This is a genomic window from Actinomadura sp. 6K520 (assembly GCF_004349245.1).
Lineage (GTDB): Bacteria > Actinomycetota > Actinomycetes > Streptosporangiales > Streptosporangiaceae > Spirillospora.
The window spans coordinates 21,471-42,008 of the sequence record NZ_SMLC01000054.1 but is presented as its reverse complement, the minus strand read 5'-3'; the positions used below and the strand labels follow the sequence as shown (position 1 = coordinate 42,008).

At 68.9% G+C, this 20,538-nt stretch carries 20 protein-coding genes; 1 reads left to right on the top strand and 19 read right to left on the bottom strand.

Annotation, left to right across the window (positions count from 1 at the left end):
- Window position 1: 1 nt before the first annotated feature.
- The 9 genes from E1289_RS16750 to E1289_RS16715 all read right to left on the bottom strand — a co-directional run bounded on the left by E1289_RS16750 (window position 2) and on the right by E1289_RS16715 (window position 8,526).
- Window positions 2-652, bottom strand: a complete 651-nt coding sequence (locus tag E1289_RS16750; protein ID WP_131981112.1) for an ATP/GTP-binding protein — start codon at window positions 650-652, stop codon at window positions 2-4.
- A complete protein-coding gene (locus tag E1289_RS16745; RefSeq protein ID WP_243712861.1) occupies window positions 630-992 on the bottom strand; it encodes a DUF742 domain-containing protein in 363 nt (120 codons plus the stop codon). Before E1289_RS16745 ends, E1289_RS16750 begins: the two co-directional genes overlap by 23 nt.
- Before the next feature lie 80 nt (window positions 993-1,072).
- Window positions 1,073-1,504, bottom strand: a complete 432-nt coding sequence (locus tag E1289_RS16740) for a roadblock/LC7 domain-containing protein (RefSeq protein ID WP_207929004.1) — start codon at window positions 1,502-1,504, stop codon at window positions 1,073-1,075.
- Window positions 1,497-3,065, bottom strand: a complete 1,569-nt coding sequence (locus E1289_RS39000) for an ATP-binding protein (RefSeq protein ID WP_207929003.1) — start codon at window positions 3,063-3,065, stop codon at window positions 1,497-1,499. The genes E1289_RS16740 and E1289_RS39000 overlap by 8 nt, the downstream gene beginning before the upstream one ends.
- Before the next feature lie 311 nt (window positions 3,066-3,376).
- Window positions 3,377-4,309, bottom strand: a complete 933-nt coding sequence (locus E1289_RS16730; RefSeq protein WP_279487350.1) for an SAM-dependent methyltransferase — start codon at window positions 4,307-4,309, stop codon at window positions 3,377-3,379.
- Complete coding sequence (locus tag E1289_RS16725) at window positions 4,309-5,145, bottom strand: SAM-dependent methyltransferase (RefSeq protein ID WP_165970512.1); 837 nt, start codon at window positions 5,143-5,145, stop codon at window positions 4,309-4,311. Before E1289_RS16725 ends, E1289_RS16730 begins: the two co-directional genes overlap by 1 nt.
- Window positions 5,142-5,360 carry a hypothetical protein gene (locus E1289_RS38245; protein ID WP_165970511.1) on the bottom strand — a complete coding sequence of 73 codons (219 nt, stop codon included), beginning with the start codon at window positions 5,358-5,360 and terminating at the stop codon, window positions 5,142-5,144. The genes E1289_RS16725 and E1289_RS38245 overlap by 4 nt, the downstream gene beginning before the upstream one ends.
- Window positions 5,361-6,071: 711 nt before the next feature.
- On the bottom strand, window positions 6,072-7,349 hold the full coding sequence (locus E1289_RS16720; protein ID WP_207929002.1) for a helix-turn-helix transcriptional regulator: 1,278 nt from the start codon (window positions 7,347-7,349) through the stop codon (window positions 6,072-6,074).
- Complete coding sequence (locus tag E1289_RS16715; RefSeq protein ID WP_243712860.1) at window positions 7,315-8,526, bottom strand: helix-turn-helix transcriptional regulator; 1,212 nt, start codon at window positions 8,524-8,526, stop codon at window positions 7,315-7,317. Before E1289_RS16715 ends, E1289_RS16720 begins: the two co-directional genes overlap by 35 nt.
- A 496-nt stretch (window positions 8,527-9,022) precedes the next feature.
- Here E1289_RS16715 and E1289_RS16710 point away from each other — a divergent pair, with 496 nt between their 5' ends.
- The gene (locus E1289_RS16710; protein ID WP_131981100.1) at window positions 9,023-10,084 is read left to right on the top strand and encodes a phosphotransferase; all 1,062 of its coding nucleotides are present in this window, start codon (window positions 9,023-9,025) and stop codon (window positions 10,082-10,084) included.
- A 35-nt stretch (window positions 10,085-10,119) separates the two neighbouring features.
- On the opposite strand, the gene E1289_RS16705 is transcribed toward E1289_RS16710, so the two are convergent.
- The 10 genes from E1289_RS16705 to E1289_RS16660 are packed head-to-tail and all read right to left on the bottom strand — an operon-like array spanning window position 10,120 to window position 20,530.
- Window positions 10,120-11,211: a zinc-binding dehydrogenase gene (locus E1289_RS16705; protein WP_131981098.1), complete on the bottom strand. Its 1,092-nt coding sequence runs from the start codon at window positions 11,209-11,211 to the stop codon at window positions 10,120-10,122.
- Window positions 11,212-11,251: 40 nt separating this feature from the next.
- Entirely contained in the window at window positions 11,252-12,454 is a 1,203-nt protein-coding gene (locus E1289_RS16700; RefSeq protein WP_131981096.1) for a DegT/DnrJ/EryC1/StrS family aminotransferase, read from the bottom strand.
- Window positions 12,451-12,840: a cupin domain-containing protein gene (locus E1289_RS38240; RefSeq protein ID WP_165970510.1), complete on the bottom strand. Its 390-nt coding sequence runs from the start codon at window positions 12,838-12,840 to the stop codon at window positions 12,451-12,453. Before E1289_RS38240 ends, E1289_RS16700 begins: the two co-directional genes overlap by 4 nt.
- A 14-nt stretch (window positions 12,841-12,854) precedes the next feature.
- On the bottom strand, window positions 12,855-13,820 hold the full coding sequence (locus E1289_RS16690) for a phosphotransferase (protein WP_165970509.1): 966 nt from the start codon (window positions 13,818-13,820) through the stop codon (window positions 12,855-12,857).
- Window positions 13,821-13,846: 26 nt separating this feature from the next.
- Window positions 13,847-14,836: a Gfo/Idh/MocA family oxidoreductase gene (locus E1289_RS16685; protein WP_165970508.1), complete on the bottom strand. Its 990-nt coding sequence runs from the start codon at window positions 14,834-14,836 to the stop codon at window positions 13,847-13,849.
- The gene (locus tag E1289_RS16680) at window positions 14,833-15,474 is read right to left on the bottom strand and encodes an AAA family ATPase (RefSeq protein ID WP_131981088.1); all 642 of its coding nucleotides are present in this window, start codon (window positions 15,472-15,474) and stop codon (window positions 14,833-14,835) included. Before E1289_RS16680 ends, E1289_RS16685 begins: the two co-directional genes overlap by 4 nt.
- On the bottom strand, window positions 15,471-16,970 hold the full coding sequence (locus E1289_RS16675; protein ID WP_131981086.1) for a glycosyltransferase: 1,500 nt from the start codon (window positions 16,968-16,970) through the stop codon (window positions 15,471-15,473). The genes E1289_RS16680 and E1289_RS16675 overlap by 4 nt, the downstream gene beginning before the upstream one ends.
- Complete coding sequence (locus tag E1289_RS16670; protein WP_131981084.1) at window positions 16,960-17,859, bottom strand: glycosyltransferase family 8 protein; 900 nt, start codon at window positions 17,857-17,859, stop codon at window positions 16,960-16,962. Before E1289_RS16670 ends, E1289_RS16675 begins: the two co-directional genes overlap by 11 nt.
- Window positions 17,856-18,875 (bottom strand): NAD-dependent epimerase/dehydratase family protein, encoded by a 1,020-nt coding sequence (locus E1289_RS16665; protein WP_131981082.1) that lies wholly within the window; start codon window positions 18,873-18,875, stop codon window positions 17,856-17,858. Before E1289_RS16665 ends, E1289_RS16670 begins: the two co-directional genes overlap by 4 nt.
- Window positions 18,872-20,530: an adenosylhomocysteinase gene (locus E1289_RS16660; RefSeq protein ID WP_131981080.1), complete on the bottom strand. Its 1,659-nt coding sequence runs from the start codon at window positions 20,528-20,530 to the stop codon at window positions 18,872-18,874. Before E1289_RS16660 ends, E1289_RS16665 begins: the two co-directional genes overlap by 4 nt.
- Window positions 20,531-20,538 lie beyond the last annotated feature (8 nt).

Genomic DNA, 20,538 nt, shown 5'->3' with positions numbered 1-20,538 from the left:
GTTACCGAGGAGAAGGGGCGGTGGGGACAGGGCGGTAGATGTGGTCGACCAGGCTGATCAGCGAGCCGGCTGCCGAGCCGCGCTGGCGGGCGTCGCAGTCGGTCAGCGGGGTGCCTGGTTGCAGGTCCAGCGCCTGGCGTAGCTGGTCGTGGTCGACGGTGGGGCTGTCGGGGAACTGGTTGACCGCGACGGCCAAGGGCAGGTCCGGGTGGTGCTGTTCCAGCTGGTCGATGGCAGAGAACGACGCCGCTAGGCGGCGGGTGTCGACCAGGACCAGGGCGCCTAGCGCGCCGGTGGCCAGGCCCTGCCAGAGCGGCCAGAATCGCTGCTGGCCGGGGGTACCGAACAAGTAGAGCACCAGCTGGTCCGACAGGGTGATGCGCCCGAAATCCATGGCGACCGTGGTCGCGGTCTTGTTCTCCAGCCGTTCCAAGTCGTCCACGCCGACGCTGGCGGTGGTCATGGGTTCCTCGGTCCGCAGCGGGGCGATCTCGCTGACCGACCCGATCAGTGTCGTCTTGCCGACCCCGAACCCGCCGACCACCAGAATCTTCACCGAATGCCGGACCGAGGACGGGACCGCAGCGGGAGCCGAGCCCACCAGGCCCGCCGCAGCGTGGTCGACGGGGTCAGACGAGGTTGCGGAGACCATCGAGCACCTCCTTCAAGATCTCAAGATCGGTCCGGGACGCTGGGGCCCGGAAGATGAGGTGACCGCCGTCGATCAGGTCGGCGGCGACCACCGTCACGGCACTGACCGGCAGCCGCAGATACGCCGCGACCTCGGCGACCGACAACTGCACCTGGCACAGCCGCAGCAAAGCGACCTGCTCGCGCGTCGCGGTGACCGGCAGCGCCCGGTCCGGTCCCCGCAGCGAGGAACGGCCGCCGTCGGGGTGGCCGTCCGCGCCCGGATCGGCGGCGAGCAGGAGCGTTTCGGGCTGCAGCGTGTTACGGGTCGGCGCGGCCCGGCCATGGGTGATGACGTACACCGGAACCACCGGATCCGGCTGCTCACTCGCCGATGGGTCTGGCGGCCGGCCACGGGCCGGGTCACGGTCTGAGGGGCTCTTCACGGGCTGATCCCCCCGGTGGGCCCGGCACCAGGTACTGCGCCGTGGGCTGGGCTGCGGGCGGGAGTGGCCAGGTTGCTTTCGCCGATCTTCTGGACCTGGGAACCCATCTGCTGGGCGATGAGGCCGGGGTCGACTCTGGGGTCGGTCAGGACGGCCAGGTGTGAGCCGTCACCGGCCCCGCGGACGAACAGCACCGCGCCGTCCAGCTCCAGCACGACCCGCCGCATCGGCCGGTCGCCGGCGTGTTCCTTGGCCACACTCTGGGCCACGCTGTTGAGGCCGGAGCACGCGGCGGCCAGCCGTTCAGCGGTGTCGTCTCGCAGATTCTCCGAACGCTGTTTGACCAGGCCATCAGCTGTGGCCACCAGCGCATGGATCACGCCGGGAACTTTCAGGACTTCGGCCAGCATCCAGGTCTGGTCAGACATGATCATCCTTGGGGTCGGAGCCGGGGGCCGGCCCCGGCTCGGGGGTGTCGGGGCGGGTCGGCGTCCCGGTCATGTAGGCGGCGGTCCATGCGGCTTCCTCAGCCGGAGTGCGTTCCCGCTCAGCAGAAGGACCAGCGGCTGAGGGCTGCGCTACCGGGGCGGTGGCGCCGCGCCGGTGGCGCCGCTGAGGGAGCCCGTCAACCGTCTGCGTAGGGTCCGGATCGGCAGGCCCGGGATCGGCAGGCCCCGGCTCCAGGTCGCCGGCCGACAGTTCCTTGCTTTCCCGCCGGCCGCCCTCTGCCGCCGCCGGCCCCGGCGGTGGAGGCTCGGGCACGGTGGATTCGGGTGCTGGGGCGTGCTGGTCGGGGTAGGCGGGCAGGGGCACGGTGGTCAGCAGTTCCCCCGGGATCAACACCACGGCACGGATACCGCCATAGGGCGATTCGGCCAGATCCACTCCCAGGCCGTGCCGCCGCGCGTACTGGCCCACCACCGCCAGCCCCGTCTGGGGGACCGCGCCCATCTCCTCCAGCGCCACCAGGCGGTGCCCGCTGGCGATCTCGCGGTACGCGCTCAGTTCGTGGTCGCGCAGTCCCAACCCGGCGTCGTCGACCTCGATCACCGCGCCGCGCTGCACCTCACGGACCTGAACCTGCACCGCGGTGGTCGCCGGGGAGGATTGGGCGGCGTTGGCCAGCAGCTCGGCCATCGTGTGGATCACCGGCTCGACCACCGCGGCAGTGATCGCGATCTCCCGGTTCCCGGTGACCTGGACCCGCTGATAACTGGTGATCCGGCCCGCGGCCGAGCGGACCACGTCCACCAGCGGCACATCGTCCTGCCACTGCTGGCCGGGCCACTCCCCGGCCAGCGTCACCACGCTTTGGGCCCGCCGGGCCTGCTGCATCGCCGCGTGCTGCACATGCAGATTGGCCTTCAGCAGGCCCGGATCCTGCTGAACGTGCGGCGGCATCTGGATCGCCTCGCCGTAGATCTCCAGAGCCGATGCCTGCAGCCGCCGGGCCAGCGCCACCACCACCAGCCGCATCGTCTCCCGCCGGCCCGCCTCCCGCCCCACCAGCCTGAGCACGTCGGCCACGGTCTCCTCGACCAGTTCCGCGGTCGCCCGGTCGGCCACGTCCTCGGACAAGACGAGCGGCGGCGCCGGTGTCCCTTCGACCACGGCGGGCAACTGCCGCTCCACCAGGAACACCAGCGCCTGCCGGACGGCCTCCGCGCTGGAGGCGTGCAGGACCGCCTGCTCCACCATCTGCCGCTCAGACTGCCGGGCCGCCTCCGCGGCCAAACGCTCACCGTGCTGGGCGCGCACACGCTCGCTCTCCAGCACATTCGCCCGCTCGCGGGCCGACACCAGCCCCTGGTCCTTCCTGCCCAGCAAGGCCCGGATATCGCGGTCGCGCTGCCACAGCAGGGCAAAAACCACCAGCACGAGCACCGCCGAGCACGGGGCCGCGAACACGGCCACCAGACCCAACACGCCCGCCTCCGGGTACACCGCGGGCGCGGCAACGGCGTGAAGCAACAACACGCAGGCGGCCACGGCACCCGCCCACCACAACCACCGGCGCTCGGGCAGCTGACCAGCCCCCGGCGGGCACGCCGGACGCTGGTGGTCCACCGGAGGTTGCGCCGACGGCGGCGGGGACGTCGAGGAACGCGCGGTAGCAGTCATGATCACCTTGACGGAACGGAAAAGGGGGTTAACAGGGGCTGGCTGTTGCGCCGCACCTCAGCGGAGGCGATCTCGGCAGCTCCGGCTGGGCTGGCCACGCGAGTCAGGGCGACCACTCGCGGCATGACCTGAACGACGCGCCTGGACATCGACGGACGGGGCAAGGGAGCGTGGGATGGTCATCGCAGCGCTCCGGAGGTCATAGCGCGCCCTACAGGTTGGCCGCCCAACGAGTCGCCCGAGGCCGCACCACAGATCGACCGGTCATGCGGAACACCTCCGATCTGGACGGTGCCGCACCACACGGCCAGCCCGTCCGCAGGCCCCGCGGCAGGATCCGGGCCCATCCCCGGGAAAGGTTCGGCGAAGGCCCGCGGTTCTTCGCTCGGTCCTGTACATAGCAAGGCGGCGACGTCTGCCGGCCCACGCAGATGCGGCAGCGGCGCCTGATGCATTCCGCAGATCTGCGCCAGCGTCACACTCAGAACAGTGGGCCCGGTCAGATGCGAGATGCCCAGCCGACTGCCCGGCGCCAGAACAGTCCCGGCGATGTGCAGCCACGCCTCGACCTCGTGGTCGTCGAGCGGTTCCAGCGCGCCGGCCAGCACCACCGCGACCGGACGAGACAGATCCAGAAGTCTCGAAGCACCCGACAGCGCCGCGGCCGGATCATCGACGGCGGCCTCAACGCATCCGCAGCTTCGGTCAATGCACATCAGCGCCTGGACATGCACCGCGGCAACAGGATCGCCGGTGACGTAGACAGTCCTGGCCGAGGGATTGATCCGCCGCGCGACGCTGTGGACCTCGCCCAACGGCGGCATCGTCAGCGGCGGCTCCGCACCCAGGACCAGCAACTGCTCGATCGCTCCCGCGCCGACCAGGCCCTCGACCAGACGGTGGCGAGCCCGCCGCCGCATCTGAGCGATCCGCGCTATACCCGGGATCTGCCGTTCCAGATCAGCAGCCAACTCCCGATCAGCATGGAAGGCATCCCTACCGCCGACCAGGTAGTTCCACACCCTCGGCCACCACGGAACCGCGGTGGACGGTTCCCGAAGACCCGGGCCGGTCAGCTCACCGAACGCCGGCCGCTCGGCGGCGCGCGCCATCATCGCTCACGTCCCCGGTCGCGGCGGCCGGGCCAGCCGGCGACCAGGCCGACGACCCGGACGTGCTCACCCACCTGGCCGTCGTGCGGTCCGGGCAGCCCCCATTCGGCCACATCGCACAGCCCGGGAGGGTCGACCAGGTCCCAGCCGTCGACCAGCCCCAGAATCTCCTCTTCAGACCGGAAACGAATCCGGCTGGTGGCCTTGTCGTAGGCCTTGGTCATGCCGTCGACACGGCGCGTCTCGGTGTCCGTGGTGGTCGCGTGGGAAAGCACCACCACACTGCCGGGCGCCAGCCGCCGCCCAAGGTCAGCCATCACCGCATCCGGGTCGGCGACGAAATGGAGCACTGCGGCCAGCACCACGACCGTCGGGGCCGACCGGTCCAGGGCCTCGCCCAGCTCGGGGTTGCCAAAGACGGTGTCGAGGTCGGTGACGTCGCCGTGGAGCACGCGACCGTAGCTACGGCCACTACGGGCATGCGCCAGAACCACCGGATCGTTGTCGAAAGCAACGACCCGGGCATCCGGCGCCACCCGCAGGACGCACTCCTCCACGCTGGGCAGCCCGATGTCGGCGTCCAGGACGCCGACTCCGATATCGGCGACCTGCCCGATCCCGAACTCGGCCACCGCCCACGCGGCGGCACGGCCGGCGAACTGGAAGTTCTCCCGCGCGATTTGCCCGGCATCGGGCGCCATCGCGGTCACCTTGTCGGCCGCCTCCCGGTCCGCCGCGTACGCCGTCCGGCCCTTCAGCAGCGCGTTGTAGGTCCGGGCTGGGCTGGCCTGAGCGAAGTCCAGCGCCCCGCCTGGTGTCAGCTCCTGGCCGGTCATTGCGCGCTCCCGGCAACGACCCGGGCGAGCTCGGCGCGCAGGTCCTCGGCGGTGTCGGCGTCGACCAGGTTCACGCGGTTGAACTGGTCGCGGGGCAGCGGCCAGAGCTGGCCCCACCAGCGGCCCTCGTCGGACACGATGATCCGCCAGCCGGGGAAGTCTTCCTTCAGCGCGGCCTTGGCGACCGCAGGGGGTGATGTATTCGCAAGGGCCATGACAGAACCTCTGAGCAGGCAGGAACCGGGGAACACGGAAAGAGACGGCGTAGTGTGCCGTCGTCCGGGGAGCGCTGAAGGCTTGGCGGTCGTGCATTCATCGCCTGCTTGTCCGAACTCGTGGCACCAGCCAGTTACGCGACGGCGGGTGCACCGGGCGAGGGTCTCTTGCAGGGCATGCCTTCTGTGTTCCACCCGACATAGAGTCAAGCCAGCTGCTGCGGCACAGGGACATACTTCATGTCCCCTTGTCGTGGACGGTGATAGCCGCAGGATCGCCAGGAAGGTGCGGAGCCTGTGGTAACGCAGCTTTCGAGCGCTGCGGTATGGAGCATGGACTATGCGCGAATCCATCCCCTGGTAGGGACCGTGTGCGGCCCACGGGGCGCGCCATTCTCCCGGCAAGCGTTTGCTGGCGCCGTAATTCCTGGTTTCCTCGCTCAGATGCTTTCTGACCAGGGGGCCTCGGGAGCAATACCATGTGTCCCGTCGGGTGAATACTCTGCCCCGCACCGAAAACCCTGCGGCTGTCTCAGCTTCCGTCCCCTTGCCGGAACCTGACGGCGGCTGTGTTTGCGTCACACCGCACATGTTCTCGGTCGTGGCCCAACTGGGGAACGGGCAGGTTGTCCGGATGCAGCCGTCCGCATCTGGCCGCACCCGGACGCTATGTCCGGGTAAACGTCAGAGGCGCGGGGCGTCCAATTTCACCTAGCGTTCAACGTCAACCATCCGGGCCAGTCGGCGTAGGCCGGGGGTCAATCGTCTCGACTCGCGGACAAGCTCCCCGACTAGCGCCCGCGCTGGCCCTTGATGCCGGAACCATTCAGCCGAGATGCCTTGGGCTTCGGCGAGCACGGACTCTGCGGTTTGGAAGTGGCGGGCGTCCGTATGCGCTGAAGCTTTGTCGAGCAGATGCCTGCCGTAACTGATGCCGTACAGATCCGCCCGGTGTACACCCTTGGCGGCCTTGAGTGCTTCGTCGGGCTTTCGCAGCATCGTCCACGCATGGCACGCCTGGGTCTGGACCTGCGACGGTCCGTAGCTGACTTCATAGTCGTGACGGTCGCCCTCGAACCGCCCCGTCCCTGTGCGAGCGAGCCCGATGTACTCCCTGACCTCGTTGACACGTTCAGCTGCCGCTGCGGACGCGAGCCCCGTAAGAATCAGGCCTCCCCAAACGGTCAGGTGCGGGAGGGGGCTACGAGTGAAGTCTGGTTCGATCTCTTCAGCCACACGGAGGGCGTGCCGCTCGGCTGCGTCCAGGCGACCCTGGTGATGGACGCACCAAGCCCATGTGCCGTTCATGGTGGCCCACAACAGGCGGTCATCACCATTCATTGAGGCGTTCACAGCACGTTCGGCTGCCATGACGGCAAGGTCATCCTTGCCAAGGTGCACCAACAGGCATGCGGCCAATTGATACGCCTGCGCGAGCGACCGCGCGGCCCCGGGGCCGTACTCGTGTGACGCCATTCGCGCCTCGCCAAGTAGACCGGGAACAATCGTAGTGAGGCGGGACAGCCGTCCACCCCAATAGTCGAGCCACGCACCACGTACAGTGCGCTCAAGGTCGGTAAGCCGGGGGGCGTCGGAGTCTTCGTCGGTGATTCCTGGAAGTACTCCAGGTGCGAGAACCGTATCCCGCACAGCCAGGATGCTTGCATCCTCACCGTGATCCAGGCGTGGCCGCTTCCCTGCCAATGCAGACAGATCGACGTCCAGAGCAGTCGCAAGCTTGAGCAGTGACGACAGCCGCGCCGATGGTCGGTCGCCGCGCTCCAGCTTGCCGATCAAATCGACGGACACACCGGCCGCCTCCGCGAGCTGCTCCTGGGTAAGATCCGCATCGCGGCGCAGGGTCCTCAGCCGCGCGCCAATCCCCGTACCACCGTCCATGCGTTCCGCTCCTTCCACGGGAGCCTCCGTCACCTTCAACCGTATGGTCGTTCCCTCAGACGAGCACACCAACTCGATCTGCGAGATCATGCGCATCTCGCCGTAGCGCCGCAGGCCCGTCTGCGAGTTCGAGGATCATACGTCGCGCATACCCGTTGTAGCGGATTGTCTCCGGCGCGGCGACGTAAGCGGCCTTCAGCGTGCCGAGGGTTGCCTCTTGGTCGCCACTGAGCTGCCATGCCCGCGCGACCTCGATCAAATGACGGCCTTTGCGGGGTTGAGACGGAACCGCGGCCTTTCGCGCTTTTCGAGCTTGGACCGCGCTCTCGCCGCCTTGGCGCAACTCCACGGCGATTGTCACCGCGTGCGCCGCCATGATGACCCGGGAGAACGACGTCATTGCATCGTAGTGCCTGGTCGAGAGAGTTCGGGCGACCTTGTCCGCCTCCTCCCATCGCCGCCAAGCAGTACCGCGCTGGCCCGCGCGGGCTGCGGTATAGCCAGCCTCGAAAAGCAATGCGCCCCACATGGCACGCAGATCTTCGTCAGCCTCACCCATCTGCGGGCGGAGCACCTCCAGTCCCTCCTGGTTGACGCTCTCCGCTGCATCGAAGTCACCGGCATCCCGGTGCGCCTGCGCCAACAGCCAAACGGCCCCGCCGAACGCCCGTGGGTCCTCTGACTCCTCGGCCGCCATGACCGACCTCTCCGCCACCCGCCACAGCAGGCCAGTGTCCGGCTGATAGGCCACGAAGAACTGCGCCAGGTTGTAAACGCCGGCGAGTACCGCCAACACGCGCTGGCGGTCGGCGCCATCGAAGCTGCGCGCCGCATGCTTGGTATCGCGGATCAAGTCCGGGAGCAAAGTCCCAAGGACGGTTCGGTGATCGGGTGCGGCATGGCGCGCTCGCCAGGCAGCGTCCAGACGAGCTTGCAGGTAACCCGGCGACGACGGTGGGCCTGTAAGCGAGACTGTCACAGCGTTGATGGCGTCGCGCACGGCGGGTAGAGCAGGATGCCCGGGACCACGGAACATCGTTGTCGGTATCGATTGACCGCCGGTGAGCTGAGCTAGGTCCCGCACGTTCAACGCCTCGGCAAGGGCCAGCAGAGTCGGGAGCTTGGGACATTGAAGCTGCCCGGACTCCACGGCCTTCACCCACCGGCCGGTCTTACCGACCAGCCCGCCGAGCACGGCCTGGGTCATACCGCGGCGACGGCGATAGAACTTGATCCGGTCCCCCACAGTCAAGTCCGGATCCGCCAAGTCCGGTGAACGGTCACGCATAAGGGGATGCCCTTCCGTAAAACCATCGACTACCCCCACGGTAAACGAGGCGCCTTCCACCCTGTCTACGCATCGGCTCGTCGTCCGGCAGCGTATCCCCGCGATGCGGAGATCAGCGAGGTTTTGGCACGTTTGCCCTCGGGGAACGACCATGCCCGGCACTTGGTGAAAGCCGTGGGGCGGCCAACGACCACGATCGTTGGCGCGGTGGGCCGGGCCCGTGTAGCGATTCGCCGTTCCCACAAGTGAGGTTGGCGGTTGAGTTGGCGGCGGGGCGAGGCACTGAGGGCGAGATGGCCAATGGTGCGACCGCGGCGGCGGTGAAGTCGTGTTTGCCGCTCTGACCTGGTGCAACAGGCTCCCGGTACACCCGATATACGACCTCTCACCCCCACGCGCCCCGCTCGCGCGCGCCCCGTGATGTCGGTTCGTGATTCATGCGTCAGCGGTGCCTTCTCGTGGTTACGGTTGCCGGGTGGCTACGAACGAGGTGTGGGGGACGGGTACCGCTACGGCAGAAGGCTTGGTGGTTGGTGACGTCCCGCTCATCGCCAGGGCGTTCGAACTCGGCGACGTTCGCGATGTTGAGTTCCTGGCCGCTGGGATCATGAACCGGAACTGGCGGATAGGGTCCGCTGCGGGTACGTACGCATTGAAGCTGCTGTGCGATGTCCCGGCGGAGTTGGCACGGCGCAACGCTTCGGTGCTGGACGGGCTGGCCGCGGCGGGTTTGCCGGTCTGTGCACCGGTGCGGACGGTGCAGGGTGAGGCGCTGTTGTCGATCGGGTCGCGCGACTATCTGGTGTCGCCATGGGCCCAGGGTGTTCATCGTGAGGGGATCAAGCTGTCCTTGACCGAGGTGGAGTCCTTTGGTGCTGTGGTCGCTGAGCTCCATAACGCGCTTTCCGTGCAGGCTGGGGTGGTTCTCCCGGCCGCTGAGAACCGCCCGAGGGCGATGGTGACCGGGCCGGAGACAGCTCTGGCGAAGGCCGATCGGCTGCTTCGGCGGCTAGCTGACCTCGATGAGCCGGCCGAGTTCGACGCCATCGCTCGGGGACTGCTGGAGGACCGCAAGGTGTTGATCGACAAGTACCGTTCCAGCGTGCCGGTGGCCGGTGAGGCGCTTGGTCTGTTCGGCTGGGTCCACGGTGACCTGCAGTACCGCAACATCATGTGGAGCGGTGGTTCGGTGAGCGCGGTGTTGGATTGGGATCGGGTCGCGGTGAAGGCTCTGGGGGAGGAGGTTTGCCGGACTGCGCAGGTGCAGTTCGGCGGTGAGCACGGCTACCTGGATCTGGACCGAGTGGCGGCGTTCGTGACCGGGTACCGGTCGCTGCGGTCGTTACCGCGGGCAGATCTGGCGGACGCGGTCGATCGGCTGTGGTGGAAGCGGATGTCCGATTACTGGATTTTTGAGTTCCACTATGACCGGGCGGATCATGGCCCGGATGCGTTGCTGGAGCCGAGCGAGCGGTTGCTGGCGTGGTGGACTGATCGCCGCCAGGAGGTACAGGAGGCGTACGCGGCGGGTGCCTGACGAGCTGGTCAGGCACCCCGACCCGGGCATCCCTTTCAGAATTCGATCATGGTGCGGATGCCGTGCCGTGCGGCGGCGTTGGCGAACGCGTCGTTGATTTGGTTCAAGGGCCAGGTAGAGGTGGCCAGGTCGTCGGCGGTCAAGCGGCCCGAGGCCGCCATCTGCAGGTAGACGGGGATGTCGTGTCGGGTGCGGACCTCGCCCATGACCGAGCCGGCCATGCTGCGGCCGTGCCGCACAAGTTCGGAGGGCAACGCGATACAGCTGTCGGAGGGCATCATGCCGACGACGATGGCCCTGCCGCCGGGAGCGAGTGCAGCGAAGGCGGCTTCGGCGAGCGCGACGTCGCCGACGGCCTCCACGGCGACGTCGACTCCTCGGTGCTCTGTCACGGCCGCTACGGCACTGGTGAGATCGGTGATGGTCGGGTCGATGACGTCGGTCGCACCGAGATCGAGCGCGGCTTGTGCGCGGTGCGGTTCGGGGTCGGCTGCGATTATTCGTGCGGCCCCGGCGATGTGGGCCGCTTGGACAGCGCCGAGTCCGACTCCGCCGCATCCGATGATCAGTACGGTGTCGCCGGGGCGGGTGTGCGCGGTGTTGATGATGGTGGCGGCGCCGGTGGTCAGGCAGCAGCCGAGCAGGGCTCCAGCGGCGAAGCTGATCTGGTCGGGAAGCGCGATGAGTGCGGCGGTGTCGACGAGCATGCGCTCGGCGAGCGCGGAGACGCCCAGGAACTGGCGGAAGTTTTGCCCGCCGAGGCTCAGCCGGGCTCGTTGACGCTGCTTGGTGCCGTTGTCGGTGCAGTACACCATCCGTCCGGCTAAGCAGTTCCCGCAGCGGCCGCACGGGATCTGATCGCACACCAGAACCCGGTCGCCTGGCTGGAGACCGGGGACGTCGGGTCCGGTCTGCTCGATGACGCCGCTGGCTTCATGACCGAGCACGGTGGGAACGGGGTAGGGGAAGCGGCCTGCGGCGAAGTGCAGGTCGGTGCCGCAGATGCCAGCGGTGGCGGTGCGGACCAGGACCTCGCCGGGGCCGGGCTCGCGGAGGCTGATCTGTTGGATGGTCATGGGTTTGCCGGGCTCGTGCAGGACGGCGGCCCGCGCGGTGATGGTGGTCATGGTTGCGTGCTCCGTTCAGCTCGGATCTGATCGGCGCGGATCAGAAAGGTTTGCTGGTGATCGTGAGTGCTGCGGCGACTTGTTCGATGTAGCGGGGCGCGGCGACGTCCGGGATCTTCAGCACCAGTGTCTGGTTGCGGAAGTGCTGATAGTTCGGGAAGTCCCGGGCGTCGGGTGGGTTCCACCGGGCGCGCATATGGGGCCAGTACCGATCGATCAGAGCGGGCTGTTGCAGGAGCGGAGTGGACATCCAATCCCGGTACAGGGGGCGGACCGGCAGGCCCGCCCGTTTGCAAGCGACGGCGAGATCGTCTGGCGCGGTGACGGGTTCGAGCAAGGTGAAGGGCATGCCGTACCAGCCTCGTACGGAGCCATCGGGGAGCGGTACGGGCTGGAGTGGAAGGTCGTGGGCGCTGATGAGGTCGGTCAGGTGGGCGAGGTTCTCTTGGGATGCCTTCATCCGCTCGGGCAGCGTTCTGAGCTGCTCGGTCGCGATCACCGCGGACAGTGCGGGGATCCTGTACTTGTAGGAGGCGGCAGCGGCGGCCAGCGGCAGCAAGCCGGGATCGGTCAGTTCGGCCGCGAGCCGGATTGGGTGGTGGCCGACTGTCATCGCCGCCTCGTATATGCCGCGGTCGCTGGTGGTGAGGACGCCTCCCTCACCGGCAGAGACCGCTTTGGATTCCTGGAGGCTGAAACAGCCCGCGATTCCCCAGGATCCGACCGGCCGGCCCTGGTAGAGCGCACCGTGGGCATGAGAGCAATCCTCGATGACCGCGGACTGAAACCGAGCGAACTCGTCCATGCGGGCGGGAATGCCCCAGGCGTGGGTGGCCAGGATCGCCGAGCAGCCTGTGGCCTCAGCTGCTGCGGGGTCCAGGTTGGGTGAGCCGGGCGCCATGTCGGCGAAGACGGGGAAGCTTCCGGCGTGAAACGCCGCGGTGATCGCGGAGATCCACGTCATGGGCGACATGGCCACCCCCGCGTTCAGGCTGGCGCCCGTCGCCGATTCGACCGCGTGTAGGGCAGCGTGGAGTGAGGCGGTGCCGGAATTGAACGACAGCCCGTACGTCGTGCCGATCAGTTCGCGGAAGGCGTCTTCGAGGCCCCTGCTGGCCGGGCCGCAGCCGATCTCTGACAGCGACCCCGACCGCAGGAGCTCGGTAACCGCCGTAATCTCGCTGTCTCCGTACTTCGGGCGGCGCGGGAACGGCAGAGTCACTGCGGGCGCTGCGGCGGTCATGCGGGCCTGCGCGAGGCGACGAGGTGTCCGGCGGCGTCGGCCGGGTCGCGGTGCAGGTGCTGGCCACTGGCTCGGTCAGGGAGCGTCCAGGACAGCCAGAACACGTGAAGATCGTCGGGTCCGGTGACGGCGCGGACGTCGTGGTCGGTCCCGGCGGGGGTATAGATGATGTCGCCGGGTTGCACGTCCAGTTCGGTGTCACCGAGCAGGATGGTGCCGCTACCGGTGGCTACGAACCAAAACTCGTCGAAGTCGTGGTGGTGCCGGTCGAAACGGCTGGTGCCGTCGGCGCGGAGCCGGAACCGGCCGGCTGAGTGGGCGCGACAGCCTGCTGGCCGGTTATCGGCGGTGAGCTTGTGCCGGTCGGCGGTCCGGATGAGGGACATGGACGTGGGCCTCCTCAGTGTGGAGACGACGGTTCGGCGGAGTGCCGGAATGGCAGCGGCGCTGGCATCGCGGTCGGGGTTTCGGTGCTGATCGCGCGGATGTCGGCTGTGACGTGCTCGGTCAGGCGTTCGGCGGGCCGGTACTGGCCGCGGGTGAGGTGGAACAGCATGAGGTGGGTCGCGATACGGGCGCGGTGCAGAGTGAGCGCCCATATCTGGTCAACGGTGGCGCCGTCCGGGAAGTAGCTCTCTAGCAGCGGGCGCACGAGGTCGGGGTGCTCACGGACACTGAATCCGGCAAGGTCAGCGAGTGGGTCGCCGCCGCGGGCGCTTTCGAGGTCGATGAATCCGGTAACCCGGCCGGTGCCGGGGTGATGGAAGATGTGCCGGGCCGCGCAATCCCCCACCAACAGGTGCGGACCGGGGTCGGGGAGCCGCCACAGGTTGGCGCTGATGAGCCGGCGGGCGCAGGTGGCGAGCCCACCGGACGGATCGACGCTCGCCCGGGCGGTGAGATCGGGAAGGATCGAGGTGGTCAAGCTGCGGTGCGGGCCGGTGCCTTGGGGGGTGAGCTTGCCATATCCGCCGACCGTGATGGCGTGGGCGAGATGGAGCAGAGTGCCGGCGTGGCGCGCTGCCCGAACCGCGGACTCGGAGATGGCGGCGTCGGTGGTGTCGAGCTGATCGGGCGTCCCGGTGAGTGGGTTACCGGGACAGCGGGTTTCGACGCAAGCCGTTCCGCCGTCCCAGCGGTCGTGCCAAAGAATGCGTGGGGCTGGGATGCCCTGTGCGGTCAGTGCAGCGGCGGCCCACGCGGCGGTCGCGTACCGGGGGTTCGGGCGCAGCGATGCCTTGACGATGAGGTGGTGGCCGTCGATGGTCTGGGCGGTGAACACGGTGTTGTCGGCCCCGCTGGCCAGCGGGGCTAGCCCGGTCCGGTCCAGGGGAATGCCGGCCGCGCGGATTCTGGCCGTGAGCACCGGGGCTGTTGGAGCCGGTCCTGGGCTCATCGCGGATCCTGGCGAATGTCGGTTGGAGCCGAGTTCTGTGCCGATCGCACTGCGGCGTCCAGTAGGGCGAGGGGGGCGAGGCCGTCCGGTGGTGGCGGGCCGCCGTACAGGGCGTCGATCATCTGGGTGATGCGGGGAGCGTGACCGTCACTGGCCCGCGTCAGTTCGGCCGCTGTGGTCTGGCCGCAGGGACGGATGGTGGTGACGGTCTGCTGGCCGTCCCAGCAGCAGGTGTGCCCGTCCGGCAGGTCGATGCGCCAGGTTCCGTCGGCGGGGGTGCGCATGCCCGGTCCGCTAAACCCGCCACGGAAGGCCAGCAGCGACCCGTCGGCGAAGCGGACGTGCGCGGTAGCGATGGAGCAGTGCCCGCCAGGCCGAGGCAGCGGTGTTTCAAAGCATGCGATGGTCTGGGCCCGGGCGGTGACGAGGTGCTGGGCCTGGTCGAAGGCATGCACGGCCAGATCTTGGAGGGCAGGGTAGGTCAGTCGACTGCGGAATCCTGGGCTGGGCAGGTGCACAAGCATCTCTACCGTGGCCACGTAAGGTCCGGACCCGAGCGCGTGGGCGGCCTGGCAGTAGCTGAGAAAACGACTGTCCAAACCGCGGTTGCTCATGACGCTCAGCACCAGAGTGCGGCGGCGGGCCAGCGACACTAGCCGCTCGGCCTCCTTCAGTGTGAGGGCGAGCGGCTTTTCGGTGAGCACGTGGTACCCATACTCAAGGGCGGCCCGAGTGGTCGCAGCGTGCAGGTCGGCCGGGGCCAGGTTCACCACGACCTGGGGGGCGGCGTCGGTGTGGGTGAGTTGGGGGACTGCCGCTTCCAAGGTGGGAAACAAGGGGACGTTCAGGCCGCACCGCTGGGCGATCCGGCGTGCTGCTGCGGGATCAGGGTCGACCAGCGCGATCACGGTGAGGCGGGCATCGGCGACCAGGGCCCGCACCCAGCGGCCAGCGATCAGCCCGCAACCCAGGACGATGACGTTCACTGGGCACCGTCCAGGTACGGCTTCAGTAGCTTCCACGCCTGGTCGACCACCTGGTCTGCCCCGCCGGTTGCGTTGATGACCAGGCAGTGCGCCGTGATCGGGTCGGCGAAATGGCCCTGGAAGGCCTGGGTGAAGTCCGGGTCGTAATACAGCGGCGGCATCCCGGTCCGGGTCTGCGCCCGCTGCGATAGCACCTCATGGCTGGCCTGAAGCAGCAGCGTCACCGCAGGGACGGCGACGTGCCCCCGGTCGATCGCCTCGGTGACCAGGCGGCGAGCTTGGGCACGGGCGTCCAACCCGCGCAAATGCCCTACCGCGCGCACGTGGGCGAGCAGGGTGTCGACCGTCCGATCGAGCACGACCACAGAGCCCCTAGCCCGCGCACTGCGGGCCTGTCGATCGCGGAGCTGCTCGACCTCAAGATGGGCGGCCAGCAGCGCGAGCTGGTCGGCTTCGGTCTTCACCTCCCGGTTGGACAGCGTCTTCGGATCAGGCGCGGCATGGTAATAGCACGGCACGATGCACACCTCACGTGGTGTGTCCGTCGCGGCCAGGCACCCCGCAGAGCGTCCGGCCAGGGCGCGGGTGAGCGTGGTCTTGCCGGTGCACGAAACCCCTTCCACCCCGATCGTGATCATGATGCGGCTCCTGACGGGCCGGCAGACCGGAGAGCCTTCGGCGCGGTCGCGGCGGCCGTGGCGGGGTGACGGCCTCGGACGGCATCTGCGACGGCCAGCCAGGGGCCGACACTGCGTAGTAGGTAGGCGGCCAGCAGCGCACCGCAGTCCCGGCCGAGTGCGGCGGGTGAGCGCCGGACCCCGCGGATGGGGGCGGTGGCCACGACGGGGACGACGATCGCGAGCGTCAGCCCGATGATGGCCGTGACCCGCAGTGCGCGGCGGGAACCGGGCGCGACGGCGGCAAGCAAGGTCAGCAGGGTGGCGGGGCTGGCGGCGAGCCACGCGGTACCGCGGTACACGGCGACGACCGCGACCACACTGCGGTGCCGAGCGGTTCCGGCTTGGCGGGCGGCGGCCCCCCGAAGGACCGCCGGGTAGTCGAGGTACGAGCAGAACCAACGCCGGCCCTGCGCGATGTCCTCCGCCACCGAACCTGAGGCGGGTACCGTCGTCAGGGACGGCACGCTGACGGTGGGGATCTGCGCCAGAGTAAGCGCGACGCCGGTCGGGACGTCGTCCAAGACGCTGTTCTCGGGGAACCCGCCGATCGCGGCGAGAATGTCGTCGCGCAGGTACAGGCCATGACCGACCGGTTGCGCCAGCCCGTCCCGCCATCGCCGCAGCGCACCGGGCAGGCCAGCCGAGCGATGGTGGCGGCGTGCGTAGGGGATCTCACGGCGCAGCGTCCAGATCGACTGCAGCATCGCGGCTCCCCGCGCAGGGCCCCCGCGGTGGCTGGGAACGGTGTGGAGGGCGTGCTGCTGGACAACAGGTGGCCGGTCCGCGAGGCGGGCATACACCATCGCCAGGGCTTTCGGGTCGGGCCGGGAGTCGACGTCGTACACCGCCAGGTAGCCCCCAGGGGGCAGGAGCCGGGCGGCGTGGTTGAGTTGTGCGGCCTTGCGGCCGAGCCCGGGGTAGGTGAGATGCTTGATCCGCTCGTCGGGCGCATCGGCCAGCTCACGGTCGATGACCTCGCGAGTGCGGGGGCTCTGGGCGAGGATGGCGGCGGCGTCCTTGGCCGTCATCGGCCCGCGCCGCCTGACTGCGCGCAGGGCGGACAGTTCGTGCGGAGTGAGCTGGCTGAACCGGGCCCGGGTCACTGGACCGTCGCAGGCCGCGCGGGCCAGTAGTGCACGATCGTGATCTTCGCGTGCCGTCGACACCAGCGTGAGCGACATCCCCTCAAACAGCGGAAGGATCGTCCGCCACCAGGCCAGCGCCGCGCCGACGTGCTCTTGTTCGCGCAGGACCGGCACCACGATCTGCACCGGCGGACCAGGGAGTTGCGGCGGCAGCGGCCCAAGGTCGTGCCGGGCGAGCCAGGACACGGTCCCAGCGAGCTCCCACGCGCCCGCTCCGTGCCGTGCCACCAGCCCCGTCGCGGCTGCCCAGGCGAGCGCGCTGGCCGCCGCGCCCCCGGCCGTCCGAGCAGTGGTCTTATCAGCTGCCATTGAACTCGCTCCATTCCACCGTCTTGAGGTATCGCCGGTAGATCTCGCGGGCTCGGCCGGGCGGGTAGTCGTCGCGCCAGGGTTTGGCCGGGCCGGCGAAGTGGAGGACGGCTGCGGTGGGTTCGTCGGCCAGCAGCATCGCCAGCGGCGCGTACGGTTCGGCGTCGTGGTGCCGGTATCCAGGTTGAGTGGCCAGCGGCGACAGCGCAAAGGTGTTCCACCGCCGGTCCAGCCGCCGCCACTGATCGGCGGCGGCGAAGTTGAGGGCGTCCTGGTCCCACAGCCGTACCTGGTCGCCGTGATCGGTCAGGAACCGGCGGGCGGCGGTGAACAGGCCCTGCTGTTCACATACGGCCAGGTCAAACAGCATCACGCCCGAGTTGAAGTAGTCCCGGCCCCGAGGCAGCCCCAACTCGGCCCAGCCGGGGAAGGCGATCCCGGCACCGATCACGGGATTCTGCGGGTCGCGGACCGCGCCGAGCGGCGCGCCCTCCAACGGGGTCAGCCGCAGCGGGTTTAGGTCGCCCAGGACGAGAGTGTCCACGTCCAGGTACAGGACGGTGCCGCGGGGACCGAGCGTGTCACCGATCTCCAGCCGAAGGTAGACCGCTTGGGATACCCACGCGGATACAGGCGCGGACCGAGCGGGCTGGACCGGGTGAACCTCCAACTCGATGCCGAGGCGGTCGGCGTGGAAGGCCACCCGCTCTTGGCCGGTGCGAGACAGGTCCTGGTGCAGCAACAGCACCCGCAGGGCGGTGTGTTCGGGGACGGCGGCGAGCGAGGTCATCAGCACGCACAACGGCAGGACGTACCGGTCGTCGACGCAGCACACGATGGGCACAAGGTCGGCGGGCGCGGCCTCGGGCGCGAGTTCGGCGCGCTTCATGACCGCGCCCCGACGCGGATGTCGAGCTGACCGCGATGCCAGGCCAGCGTCCGCGCCAGCCCCTCGGCGAGGCTCACCCGCGGCTGCCAGCCCAGCTCGCGGGCCGCCAAGGAGATGTCCGGGCGACGCCGTCGAGGATCATCGGCGGGAAGCGCGACGAACTCGATCGGTGCCCCCGAACCGCACAGCCGCTTGATCAATTCCGCTAAGCGCAGGACCGAGACCTCACCGGTACCGCCGATGTTGACCGGGCCCGCGTGGCCAGAGGTCATCAGGCGGGCCAGCGCGTCCACGGTGTCGTCGACGTAACACAGCGACCGTGTCTGGGTACCGTCCCCGGCGACGGTCAGCGGCTGCCCAGCGCACGCCTGCCGCAGGAACGTCGGGACGACCCGACTATCTCCGCTGGACATGCGCGGCCCGTAGGTGTTGAAGATTCGCGCGATCGCGGTGCGCGTGCCGAGCCGGGCGTAGGCTGCGGTGACCGCCTCGCCGAACCGTTTGGCCTCGTCGTAGACGCTCCGCGGACCGATCGGGTTGACGTTCCCGAGGTAGGACTCCCGCTGCGGATGCTCCTGCGGATCCCCGTACACCTCAGAGGTGGAGGCCAGCACCAGCAGCGCGTCCTTCGCCTGGGCGGACTCGGCCACATTCAACGTCCCGATCGACCCGGCCCGCAGCGTTGCCAGCGGCTGAGCCAGGTAGTCGCCCGGTGCGGCAGGGGACGCCAGATGCATGATCGCGTCCAAACCACCGCGGATCCGGTATGGCACGGTGACATCGTGGTGGTGGAAATCGAAGGCCCGATGATCGGCGATGGCCGCCAGGTTGGTCAGGTGACCGGTCGACAGGTCGTCGAATCCGACCACGTCGGCCCCCGCGCGGACCAGGTGCTCGCACAGGTGCGAGCCGAGGAAACCGGCCGCGCCGGTGACCACGATGCGGGCACCGGCGACATCCGGCCCTTCCACGTGCACGGCCCTGGGGGCTGCAGCCGTGGTGGTCACGATGGTCATGTGCTCCTCCCGGGATGAGGTGGGCCGAAGAAGTCGACCCAGGCGGCCGCGATAGCGGCACGGTGGCTTGGGGACACCTCGTAGAAGCCGGGCTCGTGGTCTTGTTCGGCCAGCAGCCCGGCCGCGACGGTCATCTCGGCCTTGACCAGATGGATCGCTGACCCCATCGCCGAGGTGTGCAGGAAGTTGACGGCGTTGCCGTTGCCGAGCAGGTAGAACGACCGGCCTTGCGCGGACCGGATCCGGGAAACGCCCGGGATCAACTCGGTGCGGAGGTAGCCGCTGCCGGATTCACCGAGCGCAGCCAGATCGAACTCGTCGTCCCGGGAGGTGGCACCGGCAAGGAACGCATCCTGTTTCAACAGTGGCAGATGCTCGACCGTCAGAGCGCGATTACCGGTGGCCGAGAACACAAGTTCACAGTGCGCGAGTGCGTCGGCCAGATCGGTAGAGCCATATCCGACCGACAAGGCTTGCGCCTGGCGGACCGGGTCGATATCCAGAACCAGAACCCGCACGTGCCGCGAGTGCAAGGCGGCAGCGATCCCGGCACCGATCTTCCCGTACCCGATCACGCACGCCTGACGGCCCTGTAGCACCTGGCCGAGATGCCGCAGCAGCGTCTCCACCGAGAACACGATCGCCTCGCCGACCAGACGATCCTCAGGTTCCTTCAGTGGGCTGCGGGCCACGCTATAGACGCCGCACGGGAGCTGCGGCAGCGCCTCGTAGCGGCGGTGGCCGTTCTCGGTGTCCTCGACCACGCCCGCGATCTGGCCGGGCAGCCGCGCGCACAATTCCCCGAGTGCAGGAGCGAAGTAGCCGCCAACATCCGACAGAACGATCCGCCGGCCTGCGGCTCGGCGACGTACATAGCCCGTCACCCAGTCGGGGTCGGCGAACAGGGCACGATCGAGCTCGTCACAGGGGTAGAGCGCGGCGGTCTGCTCCAGCGCAAGGTCATTGGCCGACTTCGGCTTGGGAAGGACGGCCGCGATCGTGGTTGTGTGGCTCAGCGCGATCAGGAAGTCCATCTGTCCCGGTAGCACGTGGGTGACGGCCAGGCACGCGGCAGGGGTGATCGGCAGCGTGGAGGCCAGCCAGCTAAAGAAGTCTCCGGCGGCCGACGACGCCACACCGGCCGGTGTCGCAAGGCTGCCAGTGAGCTGAGCGAGCATGTCCCCAGGTGGCAGATGGTCCTGCCGATCCTGTCCGGTGTCGTCTCCGGGGCTGTGACCGGTCCACATTCGCTCGGCCGGCGCGTTATCGCGGATCTGAGCGCCCAAGCGCCACGCCTGGGGTTCGGCGATGATCAGTTGGGATTCTTGTTCGCTGCCGTCCTGGTGGTGGAGGCGGATGGTAAGCGCCCAATGCCGACCGGGCCGATGGTGGAGCGGCCTGTCGCGGAGCGAGGCGTAGGCGACAGGAGAAGGGACGGGCAGCAACGTGGAGGCGTCAGCCGCCGCGGACCAGTCCGCTCCACTATCGGGAGGCCGTAACCGGTAGGTGAGCCAGTTGGCGCCCTCCTCACCGGGGACACCCACGATCACGCCGACCTGGCCGTCCCGCTTGCTGTCCGCGACCAGATCGCCCAGCCGCGGCCAGGATCGCAGGGGAGCGTCCGCCGCCTCCGGCACGCTGTGAGAGGTGGTCATGCCGGGAC